20 protein-coding genes are annotated in these 24838 nt (G+C 73.9%); 14 read left to right on the forward strand and 6 right to left on the reverse strand.

Features of this window, described 5'->3' with window-relative positions; genetic code table 11:
* Positions 1-71 precede the first annotated feature (71 nt).
* Both AC067U_RS16305 and AC067U_RS16310 read left to right on the forward strand, forming a co-directional pair.
* The gene (locus AC067U_RS16305; protein WP_478830342.1) at positions 72-2543 is read left to right on the forward strand and encodes a SpoIIE family protein phosphatase; all 2472 of its coding nucleotides are present in this window, start codon (positions 72-74) and stop codon (positions 2541-2543) included.
* Positions 2540-5059, forward strand: coding sequence for a SpoIIE family protein phosphatase (locus AC067U_RS16310; RefSeq protein ID WP_478830343.1), 2520 nt, complete (start codon positions 2540-2542; stop codon positions 5057-5059). Before AC067U_RS16305 ends, AC067U_RS16310 begins: the two co-directional genes overlap by 4 nt.
* Before the next feature lie 36 nt (positions 5060-5095).
* On the opposite strand, the gene AC067U_RS16315 is transcribed toward AC067U_RS16310, so the two are convergent.
* Together AC067U_RS16315 and AC067U_RS16320 are read right to left on the reverse strand one after the other, a co-directional pair.
* On the reverse strand, positions 5096-6004 hold the full coding sequence (locus AC067U_RS16315) for a Vgb family protein (RefSeq protein ID WP_478830344.1): 909 nt from the start codon (positions 6002-6004) through the stop codon (positions 5096-5098).
* A gap of 47 nt (positions 6005-6051) precedes the next feature.
* Positions 6052-7725 carry an ABC-F family ATP-binding cassette domain-containing protein gene (locus AC067U_RS16320; RefSeq protein WP_478830345.1) on the reverse strand — a complete coding sequence of 558 codons (1674 nt, stop codon included), beginning with the start codon at positions 7723-7725 and terminating at the stop codon, positions 6052-6054.
* Between the two features lie 126 nt (positions 7726-7851).
* On the opposite strand from AC067U_RS16320, the gene AC067U_RS16325 reads away from it, so the two are divergent.
* Positions 7852-8547, forward strand: a complete 696-nt coding sequence (locus AC067U_RS16325) for a TetR/AcrR family transcriptional regulator (protein ID WP_478830346.1) — start codon at positions 7852-7854, stop codon at positions 8545-8547.
* On the opposite strand, the gene AC067U_RS16330 is transcribed toward AC067U_RS16325, so the two are convergent.
* Entirely contained in the window at positions 8504-8983 is a 480-nt protein-coding gene (locus AC067U_RS16330) for a MarR family winged helix-turn-helix transcriptional regulator (protein WP_478830347.1), read from the reverse strand. The genes AC067U_RS16325 and AC067U_RS16330 overlap by 44 nt on opposite strands.
* Positions 8984-9078: 95 nt before the next feature.
* On the opposite strand from AC067U_RS16330, the gene AC067U_RS16335 reads away from it, so the two are divergent.
* Entirely contained in the window at positions 9079-9939 is an 861-nt protein-coding gene (locus AC067U_RS16335) for an SDR family NAD(P)-dependent oxidoreductase (RefSeq protein WP_478830348.1), read from the forward strand.
* A gap of 27 nt (positions 9940-9966) precedes the next feature.
* Here the strand turns inward: AC067U_RS16335 and AC067U_RS16340 are convergent, their stop codons facing one another.
* Positions 9967-10800, reverse strand: coding sequence for an SDR family oxidoreductase (locus AC067U_RS16340; RefSeq protein ID WP_478830349.1), 834 nt, complete (start codon positions 10798-10800; stop codon positions 9967-9969).
* Positions 10801-10922: 122 nt separating this feature from the next.
* On the opposite strand from AC067U_RS16340, the gene AC067U_RS16345 reads away from it, so the two are divergent.
* The 8 genes from AC067U_RS16345 (at position 10923) to AC067U_RS16380 (ending at position 19067) form a co-directional block, all read left to right on the forward strand.
* A complete protein-coding gene (locus AC067U_RS16345; RefSeq protein ID WP_478830350.1) occupies positions 10923-11840 on the forward strand; it encodes a DUF6891 domain-containing protein in 918 nt (305 codons plus the stop codon).
* Between the two features lie 282 nt (positions 11841-12122).
* Positions 12123-13682, forward strand: coding sequence for a S8 family peptidase (locus AC067U_RS16350; RefSeq protein ID WP_478830351.1), 1560 nt, complete (start codon positions 12123-12125; stop codon positions 13680-13682).
* Positions 13683-13797: 115 nt separating this feature from the next.
* Entirely contained in the window at positions 13798-14778 is a 981-nt protein-coding gene (locus AC067U_RS16355) for an NmrA/HSCARG family protein (RefSeq protein WP_478830352.1), read from the forward strand.
* Between the two features lie 68 nt (positions 14779-14846).
* Positions 14847-16742, forward strand: a complete 1896-nt coding sequence (gene dnaK / locus AC067U_RS16360) for a molecular chaperone DnaK (RefSeq protein WP_478830353.1) — start codon at positions 14847-14849, stop codon at positions 16740-16742.
* Between the two features lie 181 nt (positions 16743-16923).
* Positions 16924-17379, forward strand: a complete 456-nt coding sequence (locus AC067U_RS16365) for a hypothetical protein (RefSeq protein WP_478830354.1) — start codon at positions 16924-16926, stop codon at positions 17377-17379.
* A 135-nt stretch (positions 17380-17514) separates the two neighbouring features.
* Positions 17515-18048: a type 1 glutamine amidotransferase domain-containing protein gene (locus AC067U_RS16370; protein WP_478830355.1), complete on the forward strand. Its 534-nt coding sequence runs from the start codon at positions 17515-17517 to the stop codon at positions 18046-18048.
* A 10-nt stretch (positions 18049-18058) separates the two neighbouring features.
* Positions 18059-18559: a rho GDP-dissociation inhibitor gene (locus AC067U_RS16375; protein ID WP_478830356.1), complete on the forward strand. Its 501-nt coding sequence runs from the start codon at positions 18059-18061 to the stop codon at positions 18557-18559.
* Positions 18552-19067 (forward strand): DUF6328 family protein, encoded by a 516-nt coding sequence (locus tag AC067U_RS16380; protein ID WP_478830357.1) that lies wholly within the window; start codon positions 18552-18554, stop codon positions 19065-19067. Before AC067U_RS16375 ends, AC067U_RS16380 begins: the two co-directional genes overlap by 8 nt.
* Here AC067U_RS16380 and AC067U_RS16385 read toward each other — a convergent pair.
* Positions 19031-19984 (reverse strand): LLM class F420-dependent oxidoreductase, encoded by a 954-nt coding sequence (locus AC067U_RS16385; protein WP_478830358.1) that lies wholly within the window; start codon positions 19982-19984, stop codon positions 19031-19033. The two genes, AC067U_RS16380 and AC067U_RS16385, sit on opposite strands and share 37 nt — an antisense overlap.
* Positions 19985-20191: 207 nt before the next feature.
* Positions 20192-21304 carry a carboxylate-amine ligase gene (locus AC067U_RS16390; RefSeq protein ID WP_478830359.1) on the reverse strand — a complete coding sequence of 371 codons (1113 nt, stop codon included), beginning with the start codon at positions 21302-21304 and terminating at the stop codon, positions 20192-20194.
* A 343-nt stretch (positions 21305-21647) separates the two neighbouring features.
* Here AC067U_RS16390 and AC067U_RS16395 point away from each other — a divergent pair, with 343 nt between their 5' ends.
* Both AC067U_RS16395 and AC067U_RS16400 read left to right on the forward strand, forming a co-directional pair.
* Complete coding sequence (locus AC067U_RS16395; protein WP_478830360.1) at positions 21648-22490, forward strand: hypothetical protein; 843 nt, start codon at positions 21648-21650, stop codon at positions 22488-22490.
* Positions 22490-24832: a bifunctional serine/threonine-protein kinase/ABC transporter substrate-binding protein gene (locus tag AC067U_RS16400; protein ID WP_478830361.1), complete on the forward strand. Its 2343-nt coding sequence runs from the start codon at positions 22490-22492 to the stop codon at positions 24830-24832. Before AC067U_RS16395 ends, AC067U_RS16400 begins: the two co-directional genes overlap by 1 nt.
* The last annotated feature ends 6 nt before the right edge of the window (positions 24833-24838 follow it).

Consider the following 24838-nt stretch of genomic DNA (forward strand, 5'->3'; position numbering starts at 1 on the left):
CGCCCGGACGCGGTGAGGATGCGCCCCCGGACGGGAAGGGCGCATCCTGGCTGTGTGACCGGGAGAGCGGCGTGACCGGGAGGCCGGATGACGGCGGACGGGTTCCGGACGAATTGGCCCTGGTGCTCGCCCAGGCCACGGTGGGCGCCATCGAAGCCGTCGGCGGCTACGCCGGCGGTGTGTACCTGCGCTCCGGCACCACCGGTCTGCTGCGGCTGGCCGTGATCGGCGGACTTCCCGGGCCGCTCTTCCGCCCCTGGTGGCGCATGCACGCGAACCGCCCGTACCCGGCCGCCGAGGCACACCGCACCGGCCACGCCGTCCTCCTCGCCAACGCCGAGGAGGCCACCCGGCGCTACCCCCAGCTCATGGCCGGGCTGCCCTTCCCGTTCGGCTCCCTCTACATGCCCGTCGTCGCCGGACCCGAGCGGTACGGCGTCATGATGGTGCTGCGCGCCGCCACCCCGGAAACCCTCGTCAGCGGCACCGACCGCCGCCGGATCCGGGACGCCGCGCGCGAGCTGGCAGCGCGGCTGTCCCGGCTCGCGGCGGCCGGCACGCCCGTGGTCTGGGAGGGCGAACCGGCCGGCGTCACCCTCCCCTCCCAGGCGACCAACCGGCTGCGCGCCGGCCGCTTCCACTGGGACCTCGACACCGGCATGGTCACCCCTGACGCCGCCCTCTGCGCCATCGCCGGACTCGATCCCGAGGACTTCCCGTCCGGCCTCGACGAGCTCACCCCCGGCTGGCGCCCGGAGGACCGCACCGGCCTGTCGGTGGTCGCCCGGGAGCTCGCCGACCCGCACGGACCGCCCGCCCGCCGCCTCGCCATGCACGCCCGGGACGGCCGACGGCTCGTCCTGGACCTCGAGGCCCTGCCCGCGCCCGGCGGCGCCACGGGCCGCCGGCCGCTGTCCGGCCTGGTCCTGGACCTCGGCCGGGGCCCGCTCACCGACCAGGCCGCCGACCGGCTGCCCCAGGCCCTGCTGTCCCTGGACCGGCTCGGCCGGGTCACCTACGCCAACGACGGGGTCCCCGCGCTGCTCGGGCACACCCGTGCCGAGCTGTCCGGCCGGGTGCTGTGGGAGGCCCTGCCCTGGCTCGGGCACCCCGCGTACGAGGACTACTTCCGCGCCGTCATGATGGGCACCGACTCCGTCCAGTTCATGGCCCGCCGCTCCCCGCACGAGTGGTTCTCGGTCTTCCTGTACTCCGGTCCCGGCGGCATCACCGTCACCGTCACCGCCGAGGAGCACCCGGCGTACGCCCCCGGTTCGCTGGTCCGCCCCGGTTCCGGGCCGGGCTCCCCGGCCGACGCCGCAGGCGCCCTCTACCGCCCCGTCGCCCTCGCCATCGCCCTCACCGAGGCGGTCACCGCACGCCAGGTGTCGGCCGTCGTGACGGAGGAGCTGCTGCCCGCCTTCGGCGGCCGTCAGCTCGCCATCTACCTGCTGAACGAACGGCACCTCTTCCTCGCCTGGGAGACCGGCTTCCCCCAGGGGTTCCTCGACCCCTTCGACGGGGTCTCCCTGGAGGTCAGGCTGCCCGGCGTGGAGACCCTCACCTCCGGCCGCCCCATCTTCTTCGAATCCATGGAGCACCTCGCCGCCGCCTACCCCGGCATCCCGCTGGACGCCAGTGTCGGCGCCCGTGCCTTCCTGCCGCTCATCGCCTCCGGGCGCCCGGTCGGCTCCTGCATCCTCGGCTTCGACCGGCCCCGCCTCTTCAGCCCCGAGGAGCGGACCGTGCTCACCGCGCTCGCCGGGCTCATCGCCCAGGCCCTCGAACGCGCCCAGCGCTACGAATCGGAGGCCGCGGTCGCCCGCGGACTGCAGGACGCCCTGCTCCCGCGCCACCTGCCGGTCGTCGACGAGGTGGAGACCCTCGGCCGCTACCTGCCCGGCACCGCAGGCATGGACATCGGCGGCGACTGGTACGACGTCATCGAAACCGTCCGGGGCGGACTCGCCGTGGTCATCGGGGACGTCCAGGGCCACGGTATCCCGGCCGCCTCCACCATGGGTCAACTACGCAGCGCGGTAAGGGCGTTCGCGCTCAGCGGCAATGACCCGGAGGAGGTGGTCGGCGGCACCAACCGCCTCCTCATCGACCTCGACCCGGGCCAGTTCGCCAGCTGCTGCTACATCCTCCTCGACCCGGCCAGCGGAGCCGCCCGGGCCGTCCGCGCCGGACACCCGCAACCGCTGCTCCGGCACCCCGACGGCCGGACCGAAGTCCTGGACCTGCCGGGCGGAGTCGTCCTCGGCGTCGACGCCGAGGCCACCTACCCCGTCACCGACCTGCACCTCGAACGGGGCGCCGTCCTCGCCCTCTACACCGACGGACTCGTGGAACAGCCGGGCACCGACATCGACGTGGGCGTCGAACGGCTGCGGTCCCTGCTCGCCGACTGCGGCGCGAGCAGCCTCGGCGAGACCGCCGACCGGCTCATCCGCGAGGCCGGCGAGGCCGCGGACCGGCCCGACGACGTCGCGCTGCTGCTGGCCGCGCGCCACGTTCCGGAATGGAGGCGGCCATCGTGAGCGGGGTCCACGGCTTCGGCGAACTCCACGGCCCCCTCGACGTGTCCCGGGCCGCCATGGCGGTCCTCGACGGCCAGGGCCGGGTGGTGGGCTGGAGCCCGGCCGCCGCGGAACTCCTGGGCCACCCGGCCGACGCCGTGCTCGGACGCCCCTTCACCGACCTGGCCGCCGCCCCGGCCGGGCGGGCCGGCGGCACCGGCGGCACGGCGGACACGGCCGGTACCGGCACCGGCGCCCTCTCCGGCACCGGCGACCTCGCCGCCATGGACGACCTCGCCGCCATGGACGACCTCGACGTGGGGGAACTGCGGCCGGGCCTGCGGCGCGCCCTGCGGCTCCGCCGCTGCGACGGCGGCACCCTGCGCACCGCCGTCGCCGTGCTCAGCCTGTCCCCCGCCCACGGCCACGAATACGCCGGCCCGCCCGCCGAGGACCTCTGGGGCGGCGCCGCGGCCCGCCCGGAGCGCCTCCTGGCCATGGCCGACGCCGCCGAGGCCGAGCAGTGGGACGCCCTGCAGTCGATGCTCCGCGGCCTGGCCACCCAGTCCCCGGTGGGCCTGGCCATCTACGACACCCGCATGCGCGTGGTGTGGACGAACATCGCCCTCGTCGACGAGATGGGCCCCTCCGAATACGTCGGCGTCGGCCCCGACGACATGGTCACCCACGGCACCGTCCTCTCCGTCGGGGCCCCCGGCACCCTCGAAGAGGTCATGGACGGGGTCCTGCGCACCGGTGAGCCCGTCATCGAACTCCACTACCGCGGCCGCCCGCCCTCGGACCCCCACCGCGACCACGTCTGGTCCTGCTCCTACTACCGGCTCCAGGACGCGGCCGGCACCCCGCTGGGCGTCTGCGAGGAGAGCGTCGACATCACCGACCGCTACCTCGCCCAGCAGCGCCTCGACCTGCTGGTCCGGGCCGGCAGCAGCGTGGGCACCACCCTCGACATGGCCCGCACCGCCCGGGAGTTCGCCGCCGTCACCACCCCGCACTTCGCCGACTCCGTCACCGTGGACCTGCTGGACACCGTGCTCGACGGCGACCGCCCCACCCCCGGCACCTCCCACGACGACCGCCTGGTCCGGGTCTGGCCCCCCGGCCGGCGCCCCGTGCTCCACGCCCCCTCGTCCGCGGAGGCCCGCGCCCTGGCCACCGTACGGCCCGTCCACGAAGGAGCCCGGCTGGCCGTGCCGCTGCGCGCCGAGGGCGTCGGCCTGGGCGTGGTGTCCTTCGCCTGGGAAGACCGCGGCACCCCCTTCGACCCCGGTGAACTGGCCGTGGCCGACGAACTCGCCGCCCGGCTCGCGGTGTGCATCGACAACGCCCGCCGCTACGCCCGCGAACACGCCGCCGCGCTCATGCTGCAGCGCAGCCTGCTGCCCCGGCTGCTGCCCCAGCTGTCCGCCGTCGAACTCGCCTACCGCTACCTGCCCGCCGACAGCAGTGCCGGTGTCGGCGGCGACTGGTTCGACGTCATCGCCCTCTCCGGGAGCCGGGTCGCCCTGGTCGTCGGCGACGTGGTCGGCCACGGCCTGGGCGCCGCCGCCACCATGGGCCGGCTGCGCACCAGCGTCCGCGTCCTGGCGCGGATGGACCTCGCCCCCGACGAACTCCTCTCCCGGCTCGACGACCTGGTCACCCAGGGCACCAACGAACGGGCCGCGCTCCGGATCGAGGGCGAGGAACACCCCGAGGACGAAGCCCTCGGTGTGACCTGCCTGTACGCCGTCTACGACCCGGTGTCCGGAACCTGCACGATGGCCCGGGCCGGGCACCCGCTGCCCGCCGTCGTCGATCCGGACGACGGCACGGTGACCTTCCCCGAACTGCCGCCCGGCCCGCCGCTGGGCCTCGGCGGTCTCCCCTTCGAGGCCGGCGAGCTCACCCTCCGGCCCGGCAGCCTGCTCGCCCTCTTCACCGACGGGCTGGTCCGGGCCCGCGACCGCGACCTGGACGAGCAGCTCGACTCGCTGAAGGCCGCACTCGCGCGTTCCGGCCGGCCCCTGGACGACCTGTGCGACGAGGCGGTGGAGGCGGTGCTGCCGTCCGGACCCACCGACGACGACGCGGCCCTGCTGCTGGTCCGGACCCGTGTCCTGGGCCGGCACCAGGTGGCCGAGTGGGAGCTGACCGAGGACCTCCAGGCCGTCGGCCGGGCCCGGGCCGCGGCCGCCGCCCAGGTTCGCGCCTGGGGGCTGGACGAACTCGTCTTCACCACCGAACTGGTGGTCAGCGAACTGGTCACCAATGCCATCCGGCACGCCGCGCCCGGACCAGTGCGCCTGCGCCTGATCCGCGACCAGACCCTGATCTGCGAGGTGTCCGACAGCGGTCTCACCTCACCGCACATGCGGACGGCGGCGGGCGACGACGAAGGTGGCCGCGGCCTGTTCCTGGTGGCGCAGACCACCCAGCAATGGGGCACCCGCTACACGGCCACCGGCAAGACCATCTGGGCCGAACAGGCCCTGCACCCGGCCAAACACCCGACGTCGGAAGTCCATCCGGAGTGACCGGCCCCGCCGCCGTGCGGCCCGGCGCGCCAGTCGCTACACCCCGCTCACGTCCCACCGGGTGACCGAGCCGCTCTCCAGGGCGACGTACAGCGTGCCGTCGGCCCCGAAGGCCAGGCCGTGCGGTTCGCAGCCGGGGTCCGGGAGGGGGACCTCGGTGATCCGCCCGTCCGGGGTGACGCGGCCGATCCGTGCGGCGGCCCACTCGGTGAACCAGCAGGAACCGTCCGGTGCCACGGCCACCGCGTGCGGCCGGCACCGCGCGTCCGGCAAGGCGTGCTCGGTGACCTCGCCGTCCGGCGCCATCCTCCCGATCAGCCCCGTGCCGATCCCGGCGAACCACAGGGATCCGTCCGGCGCCGCCGCGAGCCCCACCGGGGCCGTGCCGGGCGTGGGCAGCGGGTACAGCCGGACCTCGCCGGCCACCGTGATCCGCGCGAGGGCGTCCGCCTGGTTGAGCGTGCACCACAGGGCGCCGTCGGGGGCGGCCACGATGAAGGACGGGAAGGCGCCCCGGCACGGCAGCGGGTATTCGGTGACCTCCCCGTCCGGGGTGATCCGGCCGACGCGGTCGGTGTGCAGCGCGGTGAACCAGAGCGCGCCGTCCGGTCCGGCGGTGATCCCGTACGGGCCGGATCCGGCGCCGGGCAGGGCGTACGAACGCGACCGGCCGTCGGGGGTGATGCGGCCGATCCGGTGGTCCCGGTTCCGGGTGAACCAGAGCGCGCCGTCGGGTCCGGGGGTGATCAGGGACGGTCCGCAGTCGGGAGAGTCGAGCGCCCATTCGTCGAGCTGCCCGTCCGGGGTGAGGCGGGCGATGCCTCCGCCGTGCACGAGGGTGCACCAGAGGTTGCCGTCGGGCCCGGCGGCCAGGGCGTACGGGCCCGACCCGGGGGTGAGGACGGGGTACGTGCGGAGCAGGTGGGGGGAGGTGGTGTTCGTCAAGCGGAGTCCTTCGTGGAACGGTGGAGGGCGGGGGAAAGACAGCGGGGCTATGCGGCCGCGGCGGCCGGCTCCGGGGTGTGCAGGCCGAGCCGCTCGCCCTGCCAGCGGGCGCACAGCCGCCGGTCGTGGCTGACCACGACCACGGCACCCGCGAACGAGGCCAGCGCCGCCTCCAGCTCCTCGGCCAGCGCCGGGGAGAGGTGGTTGGTGGGCTCGTCCAGCAGCAGGACGTCGGCGGGTCCGCCCGGATCGGTGACCAGCCGGGCCAGGGCCAGCCGCTGCCGCTGGCCGGCCGACAGCGTGCCGACCGGAGCGGTGAGCCGGTCCGGGGCGAACAGGCCGAGCGAGCGCAGCCGTTCGGTGTGCTCCTCGGGCGTGCCCGGGCGGCCTTCGGAGAAGGCGGCGAGGAGGGTCCGGGCGGGTGCTCCCGGGTCGGTCCGCTGCGCCAGCAGGCCGGTCCGGCCCCGTCGTACGACCTCCCCCCGGTCAAAGGCGACCGTTCCGGCGAGCACGCCGAGCAGGGTGCTCTTGCCCGCGCCGTTCGGGCCGGTGACCAGCAGCCGGCCGCCGGCCGGCACGGTCAGGTCCAGCGGCGCGAGCCGTCCCGCCACCGCGACGCCGTCGGCCGCGAGCACCGCACCGTCCCGGCCCGGGGAGGCGTCGTGCGGCCGGTCCGTGTCGTGTCCGCCGGCGGTGCCCGGTACGGCGCCGAACCGCAGCGGCTCGGCCGGCGCGGGCACCGGCCTGGCCAGCAGGCGGGCCAGCCGCTCCTCGGCGTTGCGCACCCTGCTCGCCAGGGACTGCTGCACCCGGCCGGCGGCCCGGTCGTAGGCCATCTTGTTGCCGTCCTTGATCGCCCGGCCGGGAGCGACCCGGCGGGCGGTGACGGCGGCGGTCGCGCGCAGCCGGTCCGCCTCCGCGCACCAGGCGGCGTGGGCCTGGACGCGGCGCTGCCGGTCGGCGGCCCGCTCCGCGAGGTAGCCGGCGTAGCCGTTGCCGTAGCGCACCGCCTTGTGCAGGTCGCCGTCGACCTCCAGCAGGGAGGTGGCGACGCGTTCGAGGAACTCCCGGTCGTGGGAGACGGCGACGGTGATCCCGCGGCGGGCGCGCAGGTGGTCCTCGAGCCAGGTCAGGGCGTCCCCGTCGAGGTGGTTCGTGGGCTCGTCGAGCAGCAGTACCCCGGGGGAGGAGGCCAGCAGCGCGGCCAGCCGGAGCCGGACCTGCTCGCCGCCGGAGAGGGCGCCGACGGTGCGGTCGCGGGGCAGGCCGAGCAGTCCGAGGCCGTGCAGGGCGCGCTCGACGCGGGCGTCGGCCTCGTAGCCGCCGCGCAGTTCGAAGGCGGTGAGCAGGTCGGCGTAGGCGCCGAGGACCTCGTCGGTGGTGTCGCCCTCCGCCATCCGGGCCTCCAGCCGGCGCATCCGGCCTTCCATGGCGCGCAGTTCGGCGAGGGAGCGGTCGACGACCTGCTGCACCGTCATGCCGGCGGGGAGGGTCTCCTCCTGGGCGAGGTATCCGACGCCGCCGTCGGCGCGGACGGTGACCGTGCCCCGGTCGGGGCGCTCGGCGCCGGCCAGCAGCCGGAGCAGGGTGGACTTGCCGGATCCGTTCTCGCCGACGATGCCGAGGCGGGTGCCGTCGGTGACGGAGCAGTCGACGGAGTCGAGGACGAGGCGGCCGTTGTAGGACTTGGTCAGGTCAAGCGCGGTGAGCTGTGCGGTCACGGAGCGGCTCCAGGGGGCCGGGGGCGGGAGGAAGGGCGGGGGAGGCGGAGCGGGCGAGCACCACGGGAACCACGGAAACCATCGGAGAACTCCTTATCGCGACGACTGTTGCGTTAAGATCGTTGCATGGATGCCAGTGCGCGAGCAAGCGAAGATTCCGGCCACTCGGACCACTCCGAACCGGCCGCCCCGCGGCGCCGGACGGGCGGCCGCAGCGCCCGGGTCCGCACCCAGGTCCTGGAGGCCGTGGGGGAACTGCTGGTGGAGGGCGGGTACGACGGGCTGACCGTCGACGCGGTCGCCGAACGCGCCGGGGTGCACCGCACCACGGTCTACCGGCGGTGGCGTGACGTCGGGGGTCTGCTGGCGGACCTCCTCGACGCGGCGTCCGACGACACCTGGAGCCCGCCCGACACGGGGTCGCTGGAGGGTGACCTGACCGCCCTCAACCAGGAGGTGTACGAGGCCCTCGCCGGCGGCGGCCCGAACGTGACCACGGCCCTGATCGCCGCGGGCTTCCGGTCGGCCGAGGCGGCCGGCGCCCTGTCCCGCTTCTGGGAGGGGCGTTACGCGCGCTGCGCGGTGGTCGCCGTCCGTGCCGCCGGGCGGGGCGAACTGCCGGGCCCGGCCGACGCCCGTGCGCTCCTGGTCGCCGCGACCGCCCCGCTCTACCACGAGCTGCTGCTCCTGCGGGCCGCCCCGGACCCGGCCCTGCCCCGCCGGGCGGCGGCGGGTGCGGCGGCGGCGGGGCGTGCGGGCGCGTTCAGCGCGCCCGGCTTCAGCGCGCCCGGTGCTCCGACAGGCGCTCCTTCTCGGCCTTGAGCTTGCGCCACACCGTGCCGAGCGCCGCGAGGTCCGCGTCGTCGAGGAGGTCGGTGAACACCGGCGCCAGGACCTCGCGGCGGGTGGCGTCGGCCCGCTCGAAGGCCCGGCGGCCCGCCTCGGTCAGCGCGACCTCCACCGACCGGGCGTCGCGGGCGGAGGGGGTGCGGGTGACCAGGCCGCGGCCCTGGAGGGCGTCCACGACCCGGGAGACCTGGCTGCGGCTGAGCATGGTGCTGTTCCCCAGGACCGAGGCGGGCACCGGATCGGGACTGGAGGCCAGCCAGAGCATGACCTCGAACCAGGACACGGGGAGGTCGTGCTCCTTGGTGAGGGCGCGGTCGACCCGCTCGGTGAGGACCGTGCCGGCCCAGACCAGCCCGTAGAAGGCGTAATCGGCGTCAGGCATCTCGGCCTGGGTGAGCTTCTTCGGCATGGACCGAGTGTATGGGTTGCGTGTGCGCGCACATAAATTTATAGTGTGTGTGCACGCACATAAATGCGGAGAACCCGAACCCGAAGGGCACCACCATGTCTGCCACCCCCCACACCACCGGCACCAAGACCGTCCTGATCACCGGCACCTCCTCCGGCATCGGCCTCGCCGCCGCCGTCGCCGCGGCCGGGGCCGGCTGGCGTACGGTCGCCACCCTGCGCGACCCCGCCCGCGCCGACGCGCTCCGCAAGGCCGCGTCCGAGGCCGGCGTCGAGCTCGACGTCCGGCAGCTGGACGTGACCGACGAGGCCTCCGTCGCCGCCGCCGTGGACGGCGTGATCGCCGACTACGGCCGCCTGGACGCCGTGGTCAACAACGCGGGCGCCGGACACGTCGGCACCCTGGAGAACGAATCGGTCGCCGAGGTCCGCACGGTCATGGAGGTCAACTTCTTCGGCGTGCTGAACGTCTCCAAGGCGGCGATGCCGCACCTGCGCGCCACCGGGGGCCGCCTGATCACCGTCACCAGTGTCGGCGGCGTCATCGGCCAGCCGTTCAACGAGGCCTACTGCGCCGCGAAGTTCGCCGTCGAGGGCTACATGGAGAGCCTCGCTCCGGTCGCCCGCACGGTCGGCGTGAGCGTGTCCGTCGTCGAACCCGGCGCCGTGGCCACCGAGTTCGTCAACAACATCGGCCTCGACCTGGAGGCCGAGTTCGCCGCGGCCGGTGTCTACGCCGACGCGATGCGCCACTACGTCGAGCGCACCGTGGGCCGGTTCATGGACGGCGCCCAGACCCCGGCCGGTGCCGCCGAGTCGGTCATGGAGGCCCTCACCGCCGAGGACCCCGCGTTCCGCATCCAGACCTCCGACTGGGCCCGCGAGTTCACCGGCACCAAGCTGGCCGACCGGGACGGCTCGGCGGTCCAGGCCATGACCGCGGCATGGGTCTCCTGACCCGGGGCCCGTCCGGCCGCGCACGGATCAGCGGAAGGCGGCCGCGTTCTCCCCGGCCCACGCCCGGAACGGCCGGGCCGGGACACCGGTGACCCGGGCCACCGTGTCACGCACCAGCTGGATCTCCTCGTTCACGTCACCGCCCATGACGTCGAGGACGGCGTCCGCCGCCTCGGCCCCGAAGGCGGCGGTCATCGGGGCACACGCCTGCGCGCGGCTGATCTCCATGAAGGGGACCTCCCGGCCCAGGGCGGCCGCGATGTCCGCGGCCTGCTGCCGGGGGGTCACGGCCTCCGGCCCGGTCAGGGCGTAGGTGCGCCCCCGGTGGCCGGCCCGGGTCAGGGCCACCCGGGCCACCGAAGCGATGTCGGCCGGATGGATGGTCGGCAGAGCGGTGTCCGCGAACGGCGCGCGCACCGCCTGCCGTTCGCGGACGGCGGAGGCCCACATCAGGGTGTTCGAGGCGAACTGCGTCGGACGGAGGACCGTCCAGTCCATGCCGCCGTCCTTGACCAGCTGCTCCACGGCCAGGTTCCCGCGGGCCGGGCCGAGGTGCGGATGGGTCTGGACGGTGATCGACGACACCAGCACCACGTGCTCCACCCCGGCCCGGCGGGCGGCCTCGACCACAGCGGCGTCGGAGCCCAGCCCGGGTACGAGGAACAGCGAGCGCACGCCTTCCAGCACGGTGCGCAGCGACCCCGGCTCCGCCAGGTCGCCCTCCACGGCCTCGACCCCGGGGGGAACGGCGGCCCGCGAGGCGTCCCGGGTGAGGGCCCGGAGCGGCCCTTCGCCGGAGGCGCTGAGCTCCTCCACCAAGGCGCTGCCGATGTTCCCGGTGGCTCCGGTCACGAGGATCACGATCCCGTCCTTCCTTCCGTTCCGATGGCCCGTCCCGGCCACCCTGCGGGCTCGACCGCGGTCGAGGTCAAGACGGCGGTTCCCGGGGGCCGGTTGTCAGAGTGGTGTGCCAGGGTCGAGACATGCTCGAGATCGTGGTGATGACGGAGAAGCAGGAGCGGCACGTCCGCGTGTCCGCCGGGGAGCTGGCCGGGCTGGTGCGGCGGATCGGCGGTGCCGGGGACCGGTTCCTGGTGGTCCAGCGGGTGCCGGACCTGCCCGACGTCTTCATGCAGGTGTGGCACGAGACCGGTGGTGAATACACGCTGGAGCACCGGGACGGTGCCGCCGACCGGCAGTTCCGGTCCGTCCTCGGCACCCCCGAGGCGGTGAGCGCGGCGATCGGCGGCTGGGCCCGGCAGGAGGCCGGCTGGGACGCCGGTCCCGCCTGGTCGCCGCTGGACACGGGCCCGGTGCGCGAGGTGCCGCCGCTCGACCTGGAGGAGGACGAACTCGAGGAACTGGAGGAGCGCGTCCGCGAGGTGCTCGTCGGCGGCTACGCAGACCGCGGGGAACTGGCCGAGATCGCCGAGGACTACCTGGTCTCCGGGGACCACCGGCCCCTCACCCGCGAGCAGGCGCAGGCGCTGGCCGACCGGATGTGGCTGGAGCGCGTCGCCGAACAGGCCGGCTGGCAGGGCGAAACCGACCCCGAGCGGCTCACCCGCGCCTTCACCGCCCTGGACGCCGCCGGCATCACCGCCCGCGAGAACTTCACCTGCTGCCGGAGCTGCGGCAATTCCGAGATCGGCGGCGAGGCCGGGCCCGGAGCCCGCGGCTTCGTCTACTTCCACACCCAGGCCACGGACTCCGCGGCGGCCGGCCACGGGCTGATGCTCTACTACGGCGGCTTCGACGGCTCCTCCGAGACCACCCTGGCCGTCGGCCAGGAGGTGGTGGCCGCCCTCGAAACGGCCGGCCTCCGCACCGAATGGGCGGGCGACCCCGGCCGGGCCATCACCGTCACCCCGCTCGACTGGCGCCGCCGCCTGGTCGGCTAGGGCCCCGCCAGGAACCGGGGGCCGGGGGCCCCCGGGAAGTCGCGCCACCGCATGTCTCCGGATGTCCTCCGGGCGATCAAGTGGAGTGGCTTGCAAGGGAGTTCGGCGTACGACAGGCTCTTCCCCGGGGGGAATCACGTATCACGCGCCGCGGTCCGGCAGCGCCGTGCTGTCCGTACGCGGATCCCCCTGTTCACCCGGTCCGGCGCGCCCTCTCGCGCGCCCCGGACCGTCGACCCGTGTCGCAGGGGCGCGGGTCGTGAGTGGGGGGAGTAGGAACTGATGTTCCCCAGAATTCGGTTACGGCGTGGCACGGCCACGACCGTGGCACTGCTCGCGGCGGCGGCCACCGTGGCGGGCGGGCTCGCGTCGCCCGCCGCCGCAGCCGAACCGGAAGCCGCCGTCCTGTACGCCGGAGCGCCCAACGCGGTCGCCGGCAGCTACATCGTCATGCTCAAGGACACCGGCGCCCAGGCCTCCGCCCGGAAGGGCCCGGAGCTGGCCAAACGCTACGGCGGAAAGCTGGACCACACCTACGACGCGGCCTTCCAGGGCTTCTCCGTGGAGCTGTCGGCACGGCAGGCGCGGCAGCTGGCCGCGGACCCGGCCGTCGCCACCGTCGTGCAGAACCGCCGGGTGAAACTGGACGCGACCCAGCCCAACCCGGGCTCCTGGGGCCTGGACCGCATCGACCGCCGCCGACTGCCGCTCGACAAGCGCTACGACTACCCGGACTCGGCGGGTACGGGCGTCACCGTGTACGTGATCGACACGGGCGTGCGGATCTCGCACACCGACTTCGGCGGCAGGGCCCGCTACGGCTTCGACGCCATCGACGGAGGCGGCGCCGACGACGGCCACAGCCACGGCACACACGTGGCGGCGACCGTGGCCGGAAAGACCTACGGAGTCGCCAAGCAGGCGAAGATCGTGGCCGTGCGGGTGCTCAACGACCAGGGATCGGGCACCACGGCGCAGGTCGTCGCCGGCATCAACTGGGTCACCAAGAACGCCGTCAAACCGGCCGTGGCCAACATGAGCCTGGGCGGCGACGCGGACGTCGCCCTGGACACCGCCGTACGCAACTCGGTCAACTCCGGGATCACCTACACGGTCGCGGCGGGCAACGACAACGAGGACGCCAACGGCCACTCCCCGGCCCGGGAGCCCGCGGCGATCACCGTCGGCGCCACCAACGACATCGACAGCCGGGCCTCTTTCTCCAACTACGGGAAGCTGGTCGACATCTTCGCGCCCGGCGAGGACATCTACTCGGCGGGCAACTGGTCGGACTACGACGTCCAGGTCAAGTCGGGCACCTCGATGGCGGCCCCGCACGTGGCCGGCGCCGCCGCGCTCTACCTCTCCACCCACCGCACCTCCACCCCGGCGCAGGTGGCGACGTACCTGACCAACACCGCGGCCACCCGTTCGCTGCAGAACATCGGCTCCGGCTCGCCGAACAAGATGCTCTTCACCGGGACGCCGTGGACCCCGGGGCCGCGCTTCTGGAACGGCACCAACCAGACGATCGACGACAACACCATCTGGTCCGCCATCAAGGTCACCAACGTGCCCGGCAAGGCGCCCGCCGACCTCGACGTCGAGCTCAACATCAAGCACGAGTGGCCGGCCGACCTGAAGGTGGAGATCCGGGCCCCCGACGGCAGCTGGTACCGGCTCCGCCAGGAAGGCACGTACGACGGCCGGAGCGGTGCCATCATCGGGATCTTCCGCGTCAACGCCTCCTCCGAGATCGCCAACGGCACCTGGAACCTGAGGATCCAGGACAAGAGCGACTACTTCGGAGGCTACCTCGACAGCTGGGCCATCGGCTTCTAGCCGGTTCCCCGCGTGCGCCGGAGATCCGGTCACCGGTACGCCGGGCGGGGCGCGTCCCCGCCCGGCGCACCGCTACCGCCCCGCGCCCGCGCGTGCGCATAGAGTGAGCGAAGGTATGCGTACGGCGACCGAGGGGACGAGCGTGACGTCGAAGAAGATCATCACGGTGTTCGGTGCGACCGGCCGGCAGGGCGGCGGCATGGCGCGCGCCGTCCTGGCGGATCCGGACTCCGGATTCACCGTCCGCGCGGTCACCCGCCACCCCGACTCCGCCCCGGCCCGGGAACTCGCCCGGCTCGGGGCGGAGGTCGTCCAGGCCGACCTCGACGACGGGGCGAGCCTCGGCCCGGCCTTCGAGCACGCCTACGGCGCCTTCTTGGTGACCAACTTCTGGGAGCACATGTCCGCGGAACGGGAGAAGGCCCACGCCGACGCGCTCTCCCGGGCGGCCGCGCACGCCGGGATCCAGCACGCGATCTGGTCCACGCTGGAGGACACCCGCGAGTGCATCCCGCTCGACGACGACCGGATGCCCACGCTGCAGGGCTCGTACAAGGTGCCGCACTTCGACGCCAAGGCGGAGGCCGACCGCTACTTCACCGAGGAGGGGGTCCCGACCACCTTCCTCCGCACCACCTTCTACTGGGAGAACCTCTTCGGCGCCTTCGCGCCGCAGCGGGCGGACGACGGCGTCCTGGAGCTGGCGTTCCCGATGGGGGACAAGCGGCTGGCCGGCATCGCCGCCGACGACATCGGCCGGACCGCCCTGGAGATCTTCAAGCGGGACACCGACCTGATCGCCGCCACCGTCAGCATCGCGGGAGAGTTCCTCTCCCTCGCCGACATGGCCGCCGTACTCACCGAGGCCGTGGGCGAGACCGTCCGGTACCGCCCGCTGACCCCGGACGCCTTCCGGGCCCTGGGCTTCCCCGGCGCCGACGAGGCGGGCAACATGTTCCAGTACTACGCCGACTGCGAGGACCGCTTCACCCACGCCCGCGACCTCGACGCGGTCCGCGCCCTGAACCCCGCCCTCCAGGACTTCCGCACCTGGCTCGCCGGCCACGCCGAGGAACTCCGCCTCGCCTGGAAGTGACCGCCGGGCCGCCGCATACCCGGCCCCGCCCCGGGAACGCGCCCGGTGACAGGCTGGAGGTGGCAGCGATGGTGCGATCGGTCGGCATCGACCTGGGCACGACCAACTCCGTGGTGGCCGTGCTGGAGGGCGGGGAGCCCACCGTCATCCCGAACGCCGAAGGCGCCCGGACCACCCCGTCCGTGGTCGCCTTCGCCAAGGGCGGCGAGGTGCTCGTCGGCGAGCTCGCCAAACGTCAGGCGGTCACCAACGTGGACCGCACCGCCCGTTCGGTGAAGCGGCACATGGGCGACCCGCACTGGCGGTTCCCGCAGGACGGCGACATCGACGGCAAGCACTACACGGCGCAGGAGGTCTCGGCCAGGGTGCTGCAGAAGCTCAAACGGGACGCCGAGGCCTACCTGGGCGAGGAGGTCACCGACGCGGTGGTCACCGTTCCGGCGTACTTCAACGACTCCCAGCGCACCGCGACCAAGGAGGCCGGGGAGATCGCCGGGCTGAAGGTGCTCCGCATCGTCAACGAGCCCACCGCCGCCGCCCTCGCCTACGGCCTCGACAAGGAGAACGACCAGACCATCCTGGTCTTCGACCTCGGAGGCGGCACCTTCGACGTGTCCCTGCTGGACATCGGTGACGGGGTGGTGGAGGTCAAGGCCACCAACGGCGACACCGACCTCGGCGGCGACGACTGGGACCAGCGCCTCGTCGACCACCTGGTGAAGCAGTTCAAGAACGGCTACGGCATCGACCTGTCCAAGGACAAGATGGCGGTGCAGCGCCTGCGCGAGGCCGCGGAGAAGGCCAAGATCGAGCTTTCCTCCGCGACCGAGACCACCGTCAACCTGCCGTACATCACGGCCTCCGCCGAGGGCCCGCTGCACCTGGAGGAACGGCTGACCCGGGCCCAGTTCGAGCAGCTGACCGAAGACCTCCTGGAGCGCTGCCGCAAGCCCTTCCACCAGGCGGTCAAGGACGCGAAGATCGAGGTCTCCGACGTGGACCACGTGATCCTCGTCGGCGGGTCCACCCGGATGCCCGCGGTGACCGAGCTGGTCAGGTCCCTCACCGGCAAGGACCCGCACAAGGGTGTGAACCCGGACGAGGTCGTGGCGATCGGCGCCACCCTCCAGGCCGGTGTCCTCAAGGGCGAGGTCAAGGACGTCCTGCTCCTCGACGTCACCCCGCTGTCCCTCGGTATCGAGACCAAGGGCGGCATCATGACCAAGCTGATCGAGCGCAACACCACGATCCCGACCAAGCGCTCGGAGATCTTCACCACGGCCGAGGACAACCAGCCGTCCGTGCAGATCCAGGTCTACCAGGGCGAGCGCGAGATCGCGGCGTACAACAAGAAGCTCGGCATGTTCGAGCTGACCGGCCTGCCGCCGGCCCCGCGCGGTGTCCCGCAGATCGAGGTCTCCTTCGACATCGACGCCAACGGCATCATGCACGTCACGGCCAAGGACCTCGGCACGGGCAAGGAGCAGAAGATGACCGTCACCGGAGGCTCCTCGCTGCCGAAGGACGACATCGCGCGCATGGTGCACGAGGCCGAGCAGCACGCCGAGGAGGACCGCCGCCGCAAGGAGGCCGCGGAAACCCGCAACCAGGGCGAACAGCTCGTCTACCAGACCGAGAAGCTCATCCGGGACAACCGGGAGCAGATCCCCGCCGACATCACGGCCGAGGTGGAGACGGCCCTCGGAGACCTGAAGGAGAAGCTCAAGGGGGAGGACACCGGAGCCATCCGGACTGCCGTGGACCGGGCGAGCGCCGCCGCGCAGAAGATCGGCACCGCGATGTACGCCAGGGCGCAGCAGGAGCAGCAGGCGTCCGGCCGTCCCCGGGACGCCGGCACCGGCGGCGGGCCCGCCGCCGGCGACGCGGACGGGGGCGAGGACGTCGTCGACGCGGAGATCGTCGACGACGACACCCGCGAGGGCCCGAGGGGTCACGCGGCCTGAGGCCGGGCACAACCCGGGAGAACGGCGCGGCCGCGGGCCCGGGCACCGCCGGTCCGGACGGGCGCACCGGCGGGACCGCCGGTCCGGGCACGGCCCCGGCAGGTCCGGGCACTAGCCGGCCCGCGGCTGGGTAGGCGCATCCGGCAGAGAACCAGGCGGCACCGAGGACGAGGAGCCTGCCATGAGCGGCGACGGCCTCTCCGACCGAGAACGGTCGATCCTGACCGGGATCGAGCAGGACCTGCGCGGGGACGCGGTCCTGGACCGGCGGCTGCGGACCATGCGGCGCGGCGTACGGCCCTGGGGCCGGACCCGGCACGTCCGGCACCTGCGGCACTCCCTGCGCGCGCACCGGATGGCGCTGGCCGGGGGAGTCATGGGCGTGGTCTCGCTGGGCCTGTTCCTGGCCGCGGCATCCTCCGCGTCACCCCTGCTGGCCTGGGCGTTCGCCCTCGCCTGGACCGGCACCCTGGCGTGCGGGATCACGCTGGTGCTCCGCTGGTGCCGCCGGGTGACGGCCTCCCTGGAGGCCGGGCAGGCCGACCTGCGCACGCGGGCCGGAGAGGACCCGGACGGTCGCGGCGAGGGCGACGGCGGTGACGGTGCCGATGGGGGCCGCCGGGCACCCCCCGTTTGATCCCGTCTCCTCGGGGAAGGCGCGGGGGCGGAACCTCGCCATGCCGGTGACGGTCGTGCCCGCGCCGGGTCTCCCGGACCCGCCGCGTGCCCGGGTCCCTCCAGGGGGAGATCCACAGAAGAGGACGTGAGCGCGATGAGGGTGGCCTTTCTGATGGCGCCGCACGGCGTCGAGCAGGTCGAGCTGGTCCGCCCCTGGCAGGCCGTGCGCGACGAGGGCTGGGAGCCCCGCCTGGTGTCCACCGAACCCGGTAAGGTCCAGGCCTTCCACCACCTCGACAAGGCCGACACCTTCCCCGTGGACGACGTGGTCTCCCGGACCCCGGCGGAGGATTTCGACGCCCTGGTCCTGCCGGGCGGCCTCGCCAACCCCGACGCGCTGCGCCTGGACGAGAAGGCCGTCGCCTTCACCCGGCGCTTCTTCGGCCTGGGCCGGCCGGTCGCCTCCATCTGCCACGCCGCCTGGACCCTGGTCGAAGCCGACGTGGTGCGCGACCGCACCCTCACCTCGTGGCCCAGTCTGGCCACCGACATCCGCAACGCCGGGGGCACCTGGGTGGACGAGCGGGTGAGGGTCTGCCACGCCGCGCCCGGCACCCTGATCACGAGCCGCAAGCCGGGCGACCTGGACGCGTTCTGTGCCGCCTTCGTGCAGGAATTCCGGAGGTGAGCCGGCCATGATGACCGAGGACACGTTCGAGCTGGTCGATGTGGCCCTGCAGTCGGAGGAGCTGGGACGGCTGACCGTCCCGCTGGCCGCCCCGTCCCCGGGCCCCTTCGAGCTCCCCGAGGGGGCCGTGGTCAGCGTGGCGCTGACCTTCCACCTCCGGGAGGCGGTCGACGGGCTGGTCTTCGTCGACACCAGGCGGCGCGAGGGCCGGGTCGTCGCCCGGACCCGGACCGCGCTGGGCAGCTTCCGTCCGGGCGGCCCGTACGAGATCCGCCTGCCGGCCGAGCGGCTGCCCGTCGGCCGCGCGGAATGCGGGACGTACGAGGTCACCGGCACCTTCGTGGACGGCGAGGGCCGGGAGCTGTCCCAGGAGAGCCACCGCTTCCGGATCGTCCACCAGCCCCGGATCCTGCACCGGCGGCACCACCCGCGTCAGGAGCCGCCCTACGAGGAGCACCCGCACCACGAGCACGAGTCGCTGGAGCAACCCCTGGAGAAGCCCAATGCCTGAGCGGGACGCAGAAGGCGGCGCGGGGGACAGGGAGCGGGGGGAGAACGTCCTGGAGCAGGCCGACCGGCGCTGGAACGAGCTGCTGCAGGAGCTGCGCGTGGCCCAGACCGGGGTGCAGATCCTGTTCGGATTCCTGCTGGCGGTGGTCTTCCAGCCCCGGTTCGCCGGGATCGGGGACGTGGACCGGGCCATCTACGTGATCACCGTGGTGCTGGGCGCGGCCACCGTCGGCGCCCTCGTCGGCCCGGTTTCCTTCCACCGCCTGGTGGCCGGCCGCAGGCTGAAGCCGGAGACCGTGGTCTGGGCCGCCCGCCTGACCATCGTCGGTCTGGTGCTCCTCTACCTGACGATGGCCTCGACCTTCCTGCTGATCCTGCGCATGGTGCTGCCCAACGAGCTCGCGCTGTGGCTGGTGGTGCTGATGGCGCTGTGGTTCGCGCTGTGGTGGTTCGCCATCCCGCTGTGGGCGCGTCAGCGCGTGACCAGGGGCAACACCGAATCCCGGTAGAAGTCGAAGAACCCCTGCTGCTCGGACCCGATCTGCGACACGTGCACCCGGTCGAAACCGGCGTCCACGAACTCCTGGAGCCGCCGTGCGTGCTCCTCCGGGTCCGGCCCGCAGGGCAGGGCCTCGGCCACCATCTCCTCCGTCACCAACTCGGTCGCCTGTTCGAAGTGGGCGGGAGTGGGCAGCACCTGCTGCAGCTCGCCGGGCAGTCGCATGCTGGGCCACAGCCGGTGCGCCGTACGGACGGCCTCCGCCCGGTCCCGCGCCCAGCACACCTTGAGCCCGGCGTACACGGGCCTGCTGCCGTCGGCGCCACGGAAGCGCCGTACCGCGTCGGCGTCCGGCGCCATGGTGATCAGGCCGTCGCCGATGCGGGCGGCCAGGTCCGTGGCCTTCGGCCCGAACGCCGAGATGTCGATGGGCGGCGGGATCTCCGGGAGGGTGTAGAGGCGGGCGTTCTCCACCGTGTAGTGCCGGCCGCGGTGCGAGACCTCCTCGCCGGTCAGCAGCAGGCGGATGACCTCGACCGCTTCCTCCAGCATCTCCAGCCGTACGTCGGCGGCCGGCCAGGACCCGCCGAGGATGTGTTCGTTGAGGGCCTCGCCGCTGCCCAGGCCGAGCCGGAACCGCCCTTCGAGCAGGACCGCGGAGGTGGCCGCGGCCTGGGCGATCACCGCCGGGTGCACGCGGACGGTGGGGCAGGTCACGGCCGTCTCCACGGGCAGCCGGCTGGTCCGGGACAGGGCCCCGATCACGCCCCAGACGAAGGGACTGTTGCCCTGCCGGCCGATCCACGGGTGGAAGTGGTCGGAGATCCACAGCGACCGGAAGCCCGCCTGTTCGGCCTGTTCGGCCTGGCGGAGCAGCTGGGCCGGCCGGAAGTCCTCGCACGAGAGGAAGTACCCGAACTCGGTCATCGCCTGATCACCACCATGGGGGCGCCCTCCTGGGGGGACGTGCCGGACGGGACCGAAGGACCGACGGACCGCCGGACCGGACGGGGCGGGCAGGACCGGGTGGGGTGGGGAGGGGAGGGGCTCGGGTCCCGCTGCACGGGCGGCTGCCCGGCGGGGGCCCGATCATGCGCGGCGCGCGCCCGCGAAGCGAAACCGCGTGGCGCTGCGCTAGCCGTCGTTGCCGCAGGTGGCGGAGGCGAGGGCGTCCACCACGCTGCGGAGCCGGCCGCGGCGCTCGTGCACGGCCCGCTGCCGGGCCGCCCCGTCGCCCTCGGCGAACAGCCGCCGCAGTACCTGTTCCGCCAGGGGGAGGTCGCCATTGGCCTCCAGGCCGGGCGCGGCCTGCGCGAGCAGCAGCTGGACCAGCCGCTCGGTACTGATCTCCTCGCCGGTGACCGGGTGCAGCCCGGAACCGCGCAGCCCGTGGGCCGCGGCCCAGGCGTGCGCCAGGACCAGCTGCCGGTGCGGAACCGGGGGCGGCGGCGTTCCGTCGGCCACCGCGGGCAGCAGGGACTCCGCGAGCCCGCGGACCAGGCTGGCCAGCAGCACCACCGTGTCCAGGTCCGCGTTGACGTCCGCGACCCGCACCTCCAGGGTCGGCACGTGCTCGGACGGGCGGGCGTACCAGTAGATCATCTTGCGGTCGAGCAGCACCTGCCGGTCGACCAGGTCCTGCGCGTACGCCTCGTACTCGGCCTCCTCCGCCATGAGCGGTGCGGGGCCGGCGGTGGGCCAGCGGCCGAACCGTACCGATCGCCAGCTGGCCAGGCCGGTGTCCCGGCCGCCGGAGAAGGGGGAGTTCCCGGAGAGCGCCTGCAGGGCGGGCAGCCAGGGGCGTATGTGGCCGGTGAGCCCTACGGCCTGGGCGCGGTCCAGCGTGCCGATGTGCACGTGGCAGCCGCAGGCGAGCCCGTCCTGGGGGTCCACGAGGGAGGGGTAACGCCGGGCCATCCGCTCATAACGGTCCGAGGTCCCGCTCACGGCCAGGGGCCGGTCCGGAGGGCGTACGGGGGTGCCGGACGCGATGATCCGGCAGTCGGCGTCGGCCGCGGCCTCGGCGACGGTACGCCGCAGCCGGGCGAGCTCGGCGCGCAGCGCGCCGCAATCGGCGGTGGGCAGGCTGTTGACCTCGACCTGCGCGTTGAAGAACTCGGCGTGGATTTGCTCGCCGAGCGATTCGGCCGCGGAGGAGACGACCACGGACCCGCGGTCCGCAGGCGCCCCACTGGTCCGGTCGACCAGCAGGAACTCCTCTTCGACGCCCATCGTGAGCAGACTCATGGCAGAACTCCTCGCGACGCCTGGCCGTGCGGTGCCCCATAGGAATACCCCGAAATGTCCACCCCACACCCCCCTCACGCCTCACACATCCCACACCCCACCTCGGCCCCAGCGGAGCCCCGACCGGGGTTCGGGGGCGGAGCCCCGAGGGGTCCGGGGCGGAGCTCCGGTTCCGGGACGGGTTCCCCCGGACGGAGTCCGCGGGAGGGCGGGGCGGGAAAAGCAGTGCACGGAGCAGCCACGGCAGCCGGCGGCCGGTCTTCCCAACCTGCTTACAGGACAGCGACCTTGACCGTACGATCTCCCCGTGGGGGGACAGGGGAGACACATACGACGCCGTGCGTTGCGCACCCGCGGCCGCGCCGTCGGCGCCACCATCGCCGCTCTGCTCGCACTCGCCGGCTGCTCGGCCGACGGCCCTGACTCCGCCGAGGGGCCGACCGGCGGCACGGGCCCGACCGGCGGCACGCAGGGCGCGTCCGGCACGCCCGCGAGCCCGGCGACGCCGAGCACCGGCCCCACCGCCACCAGCGCCCTCATCCCGCCCGTGGACGAGGCGAAGCAGCCCAAGACCGCCGCCGAGGCCCGCGCCCTCCTCGACCGGATCCTCCTCGGCGAGAAGGACCTCGGGCAGCAGGTCGCCCGCAGCAGCCCCTTCGAGAGCGACCCGGCCCGCTGGGCGGTGCTCGACCAGGACTGCGTATGGCAGACCGGCACCCTCCCCGAGGACGTCCTCGCCACCCGCACCCGGTACTTCCACATCCCCGCCGCGGACGGCCGCGGCCTGGTCCGGATCAACGCCACGGTCACCGTGCACCGCACCCGCACGGAGTCGGGCTGGGAGACCGCCCGAGCCATGGAGGAGGTCCTCCGCTGCCCCACCCAGAAGCTGCGCGACGGCGAACACCTCCAGCACCTCCTGGGCAACTCCCTCTACTACGGCGATCAGGCGAACGCCTGGACCGAGGACGCCTTCTCCGAGATGGGCGAGTACGTCAACACCGCCGAGGGCGGCAAGCCGTACGACTACACCTGGTCCCAGGCCCAGTACGGCCCGGTCACCCTGGCCGTCGCCGTCAAGGGCGCCCAGGGCTACACGCAGCAGCAGCTGACCACCTTCGTCGTCCAGGGCACCAGCCACATGTCGCTGCGGGCCGGGCAGGCTCTCGGAAAGGCGGCGGGCTGATGCCACTGGACCGGCTGCACCCCTCGGACCCCTCCCGGATCGCCGGATACCGCCTGCTCGCGCGGCTCGGCGCCGGCGGTATGGGCGCCGTGTACCTCGGCCGTACGGATGACGGCGCGCTCGCCGCGGTCAAGGTGATCCGCTCCGAATACGCCGACGAGGCCGACTTCCGGGCCCGCTTCCGCCGCGAGGCGGACATCGCCGCCCGGGTCGACAGCCCCTGGGCGGTCCGCGTCCTCGGCTCCGCCCCCGACGCCGCCGAACCATGGCTGGCCACCTCCTTCGTCCCCGGCCCGTCCCTCGCCGAGGCCGTCGCCGCCCACGGTCCGCTCCCGCTGCCCGCCGTACGGATCCTCGGCCGGGCCCTGGCGGGGGCGCTGGAGGTGATGCACGAGCAGGGCCTCGTACACCGGGACGTGAAACCGGGCAACGTCCTGCTCGGCATGGACGGGCCCCGCCTGATCGACTTCGGGATCGCCCGAGGCGGCGACCACACCGTGCTCACCTCCACCGACGTGGTCATCGGCACCCCCGGCTTCCTCCCGCCCGAGCAGGCCGGCGGCAGTCCCGCCGAACCGGCCGGTGACGTCTTCTCGCTCGGCTGCCTGCTCGCGTACGCCGCCACCGGCGTGCTGCCCTTCGGCGGCGGCGCCGTGGACGCCGTCCTCTACCGCACCGTGCACGACGAGCCGGAGTTCGGCCCGCAGGTGCTCGCCGACCCCGAGCTCACCGCCCTCCTGCGCACCTGCCTCGCCAAGCACCCCGACATCCGCCCGGGCGCGGCCGAGATCGCCGCGGCCCTGACCGAGGACGCGCCGGGCCGGGGCACCGACTGGCTGCCCGACCCGGTCGTCGCCACCATCGGCGACCGGGCCGCCGAACTGCTCTCCCTCCCCGGCATCGACGAGACCGTCGCCGACCCGGAAGCGGCCCCCGCTCCGGAACAGGCACCGGCACCCGGGGCGGACACCGGCCGGCCGTCCCGCCGCCGGTTCCTCGCCCTGGTCTCCGGAGCCGCGGTGCTGGCCGCGGGCGGCGGCGTGGCCGGCTGGCTGGCCCTGCGTGACGAAGGGCGGCCGAAGGGCACGGGGCCGGGTGGCGGAACCGCCGGTCGCCCTTGGGCGATCGGTGTGCACGCCGACCTGTCGGGCCCGGGCAGGACCGCCGGCCAGGCCCAGGACCGCGGGGTCCGGCTGGCCGTCGACGCGTTCAACTCCCGCAAGGACAAGCCGTTCACGCTGTCCGTGGTCACCGTGGACGACGGTGGACGGGCGGACCGCGCGGTGGCGGCCGCGAACGAACTCATCCGCAACCAGGACGTGTTCGCGGTGATCGGCCCGACCGTCAATGCCTCGGTTGGTCCCTGCCTGGAGCTGTACGGAGAGGCCGCACTGCCGCTGCTCAGCGTGTCCTCACTGGCGACCGGCTACGGCACCGCCGACCGCCGCAGCTTCTTCCAGCTCTGCCCCCTCACCCCGTCCCAGGCGCTGGCGGTCAACATCAGCCTGGCCGGGACGCAGAAGGTGCGCCGGCTGGGGCTGCTCTGCGACCGGGACGGCGACGCGGACGGCTGGCAGACGGTCCAGCTGATCACCCGCACGCTCGGAGCCTTCACGCCGGACGCGACGTACTACAGCCGCGTCGTCCCGCGCGGCACCACTGACCTGGCGCCGGTGGTCAAGGACCTGCTCGCGCACGACATCGACGGGTTCTTCTACGCGGGGGTCCCGGCGAACGCGGGGAAGGTGGCCGCGCTGCTGGCCGCCGGCGGCTTCAAGGGCCCCCGGGCGGTCGACTACACCATCGCGGGCCCCGAGTTCCTCGCCGCGGCGGGAGCGGCGGCCGAGGGCTGGCAGGCCTTCGCCCCGTACATCGAGCCGGGGGCGCCCGCCGTCGCGGAGATGGCGAAGGCGCACCGGGCGAGGTACGGCTCGCCGCCCGCGATCTGGACGGCAGAGGCCTACGACGGGGCCCGGCTGGTCATCGACCGGCTGGTGACGGCCGCTGCGGGCGCGACGGACGCCACGCCGAGCAGCGCCGCGAGCGCCACGGCGGGCGCCGGGGCGGCCTCGGCGAGTGCCGTGCCGGGCGGCGCCGCGAGCACCACGCCCAGTGCCGGTGCCGGCGGCGGATCCGCCCCCGGCGGCGGACGCCCGACCCGCGCGCACCTCCTGGAGGCACTCGGCCAGGGCACCTTCAAGGGGATCACCAAGGACTTCACCTTCGACGTGCAGCCTCCGCCACTGCACCGCAGTATCAAGGGACACCTGTTCTTCGAGTACCGGGTGGAGGGCGGGCGCATCCGCTCCCTGGGCCCGGTCACCCAACCGGCGGCGGGATAACGCCCG

It is taken from the genome of Streptomyces sp. NPDC043853, assembly GCF_056436025.1.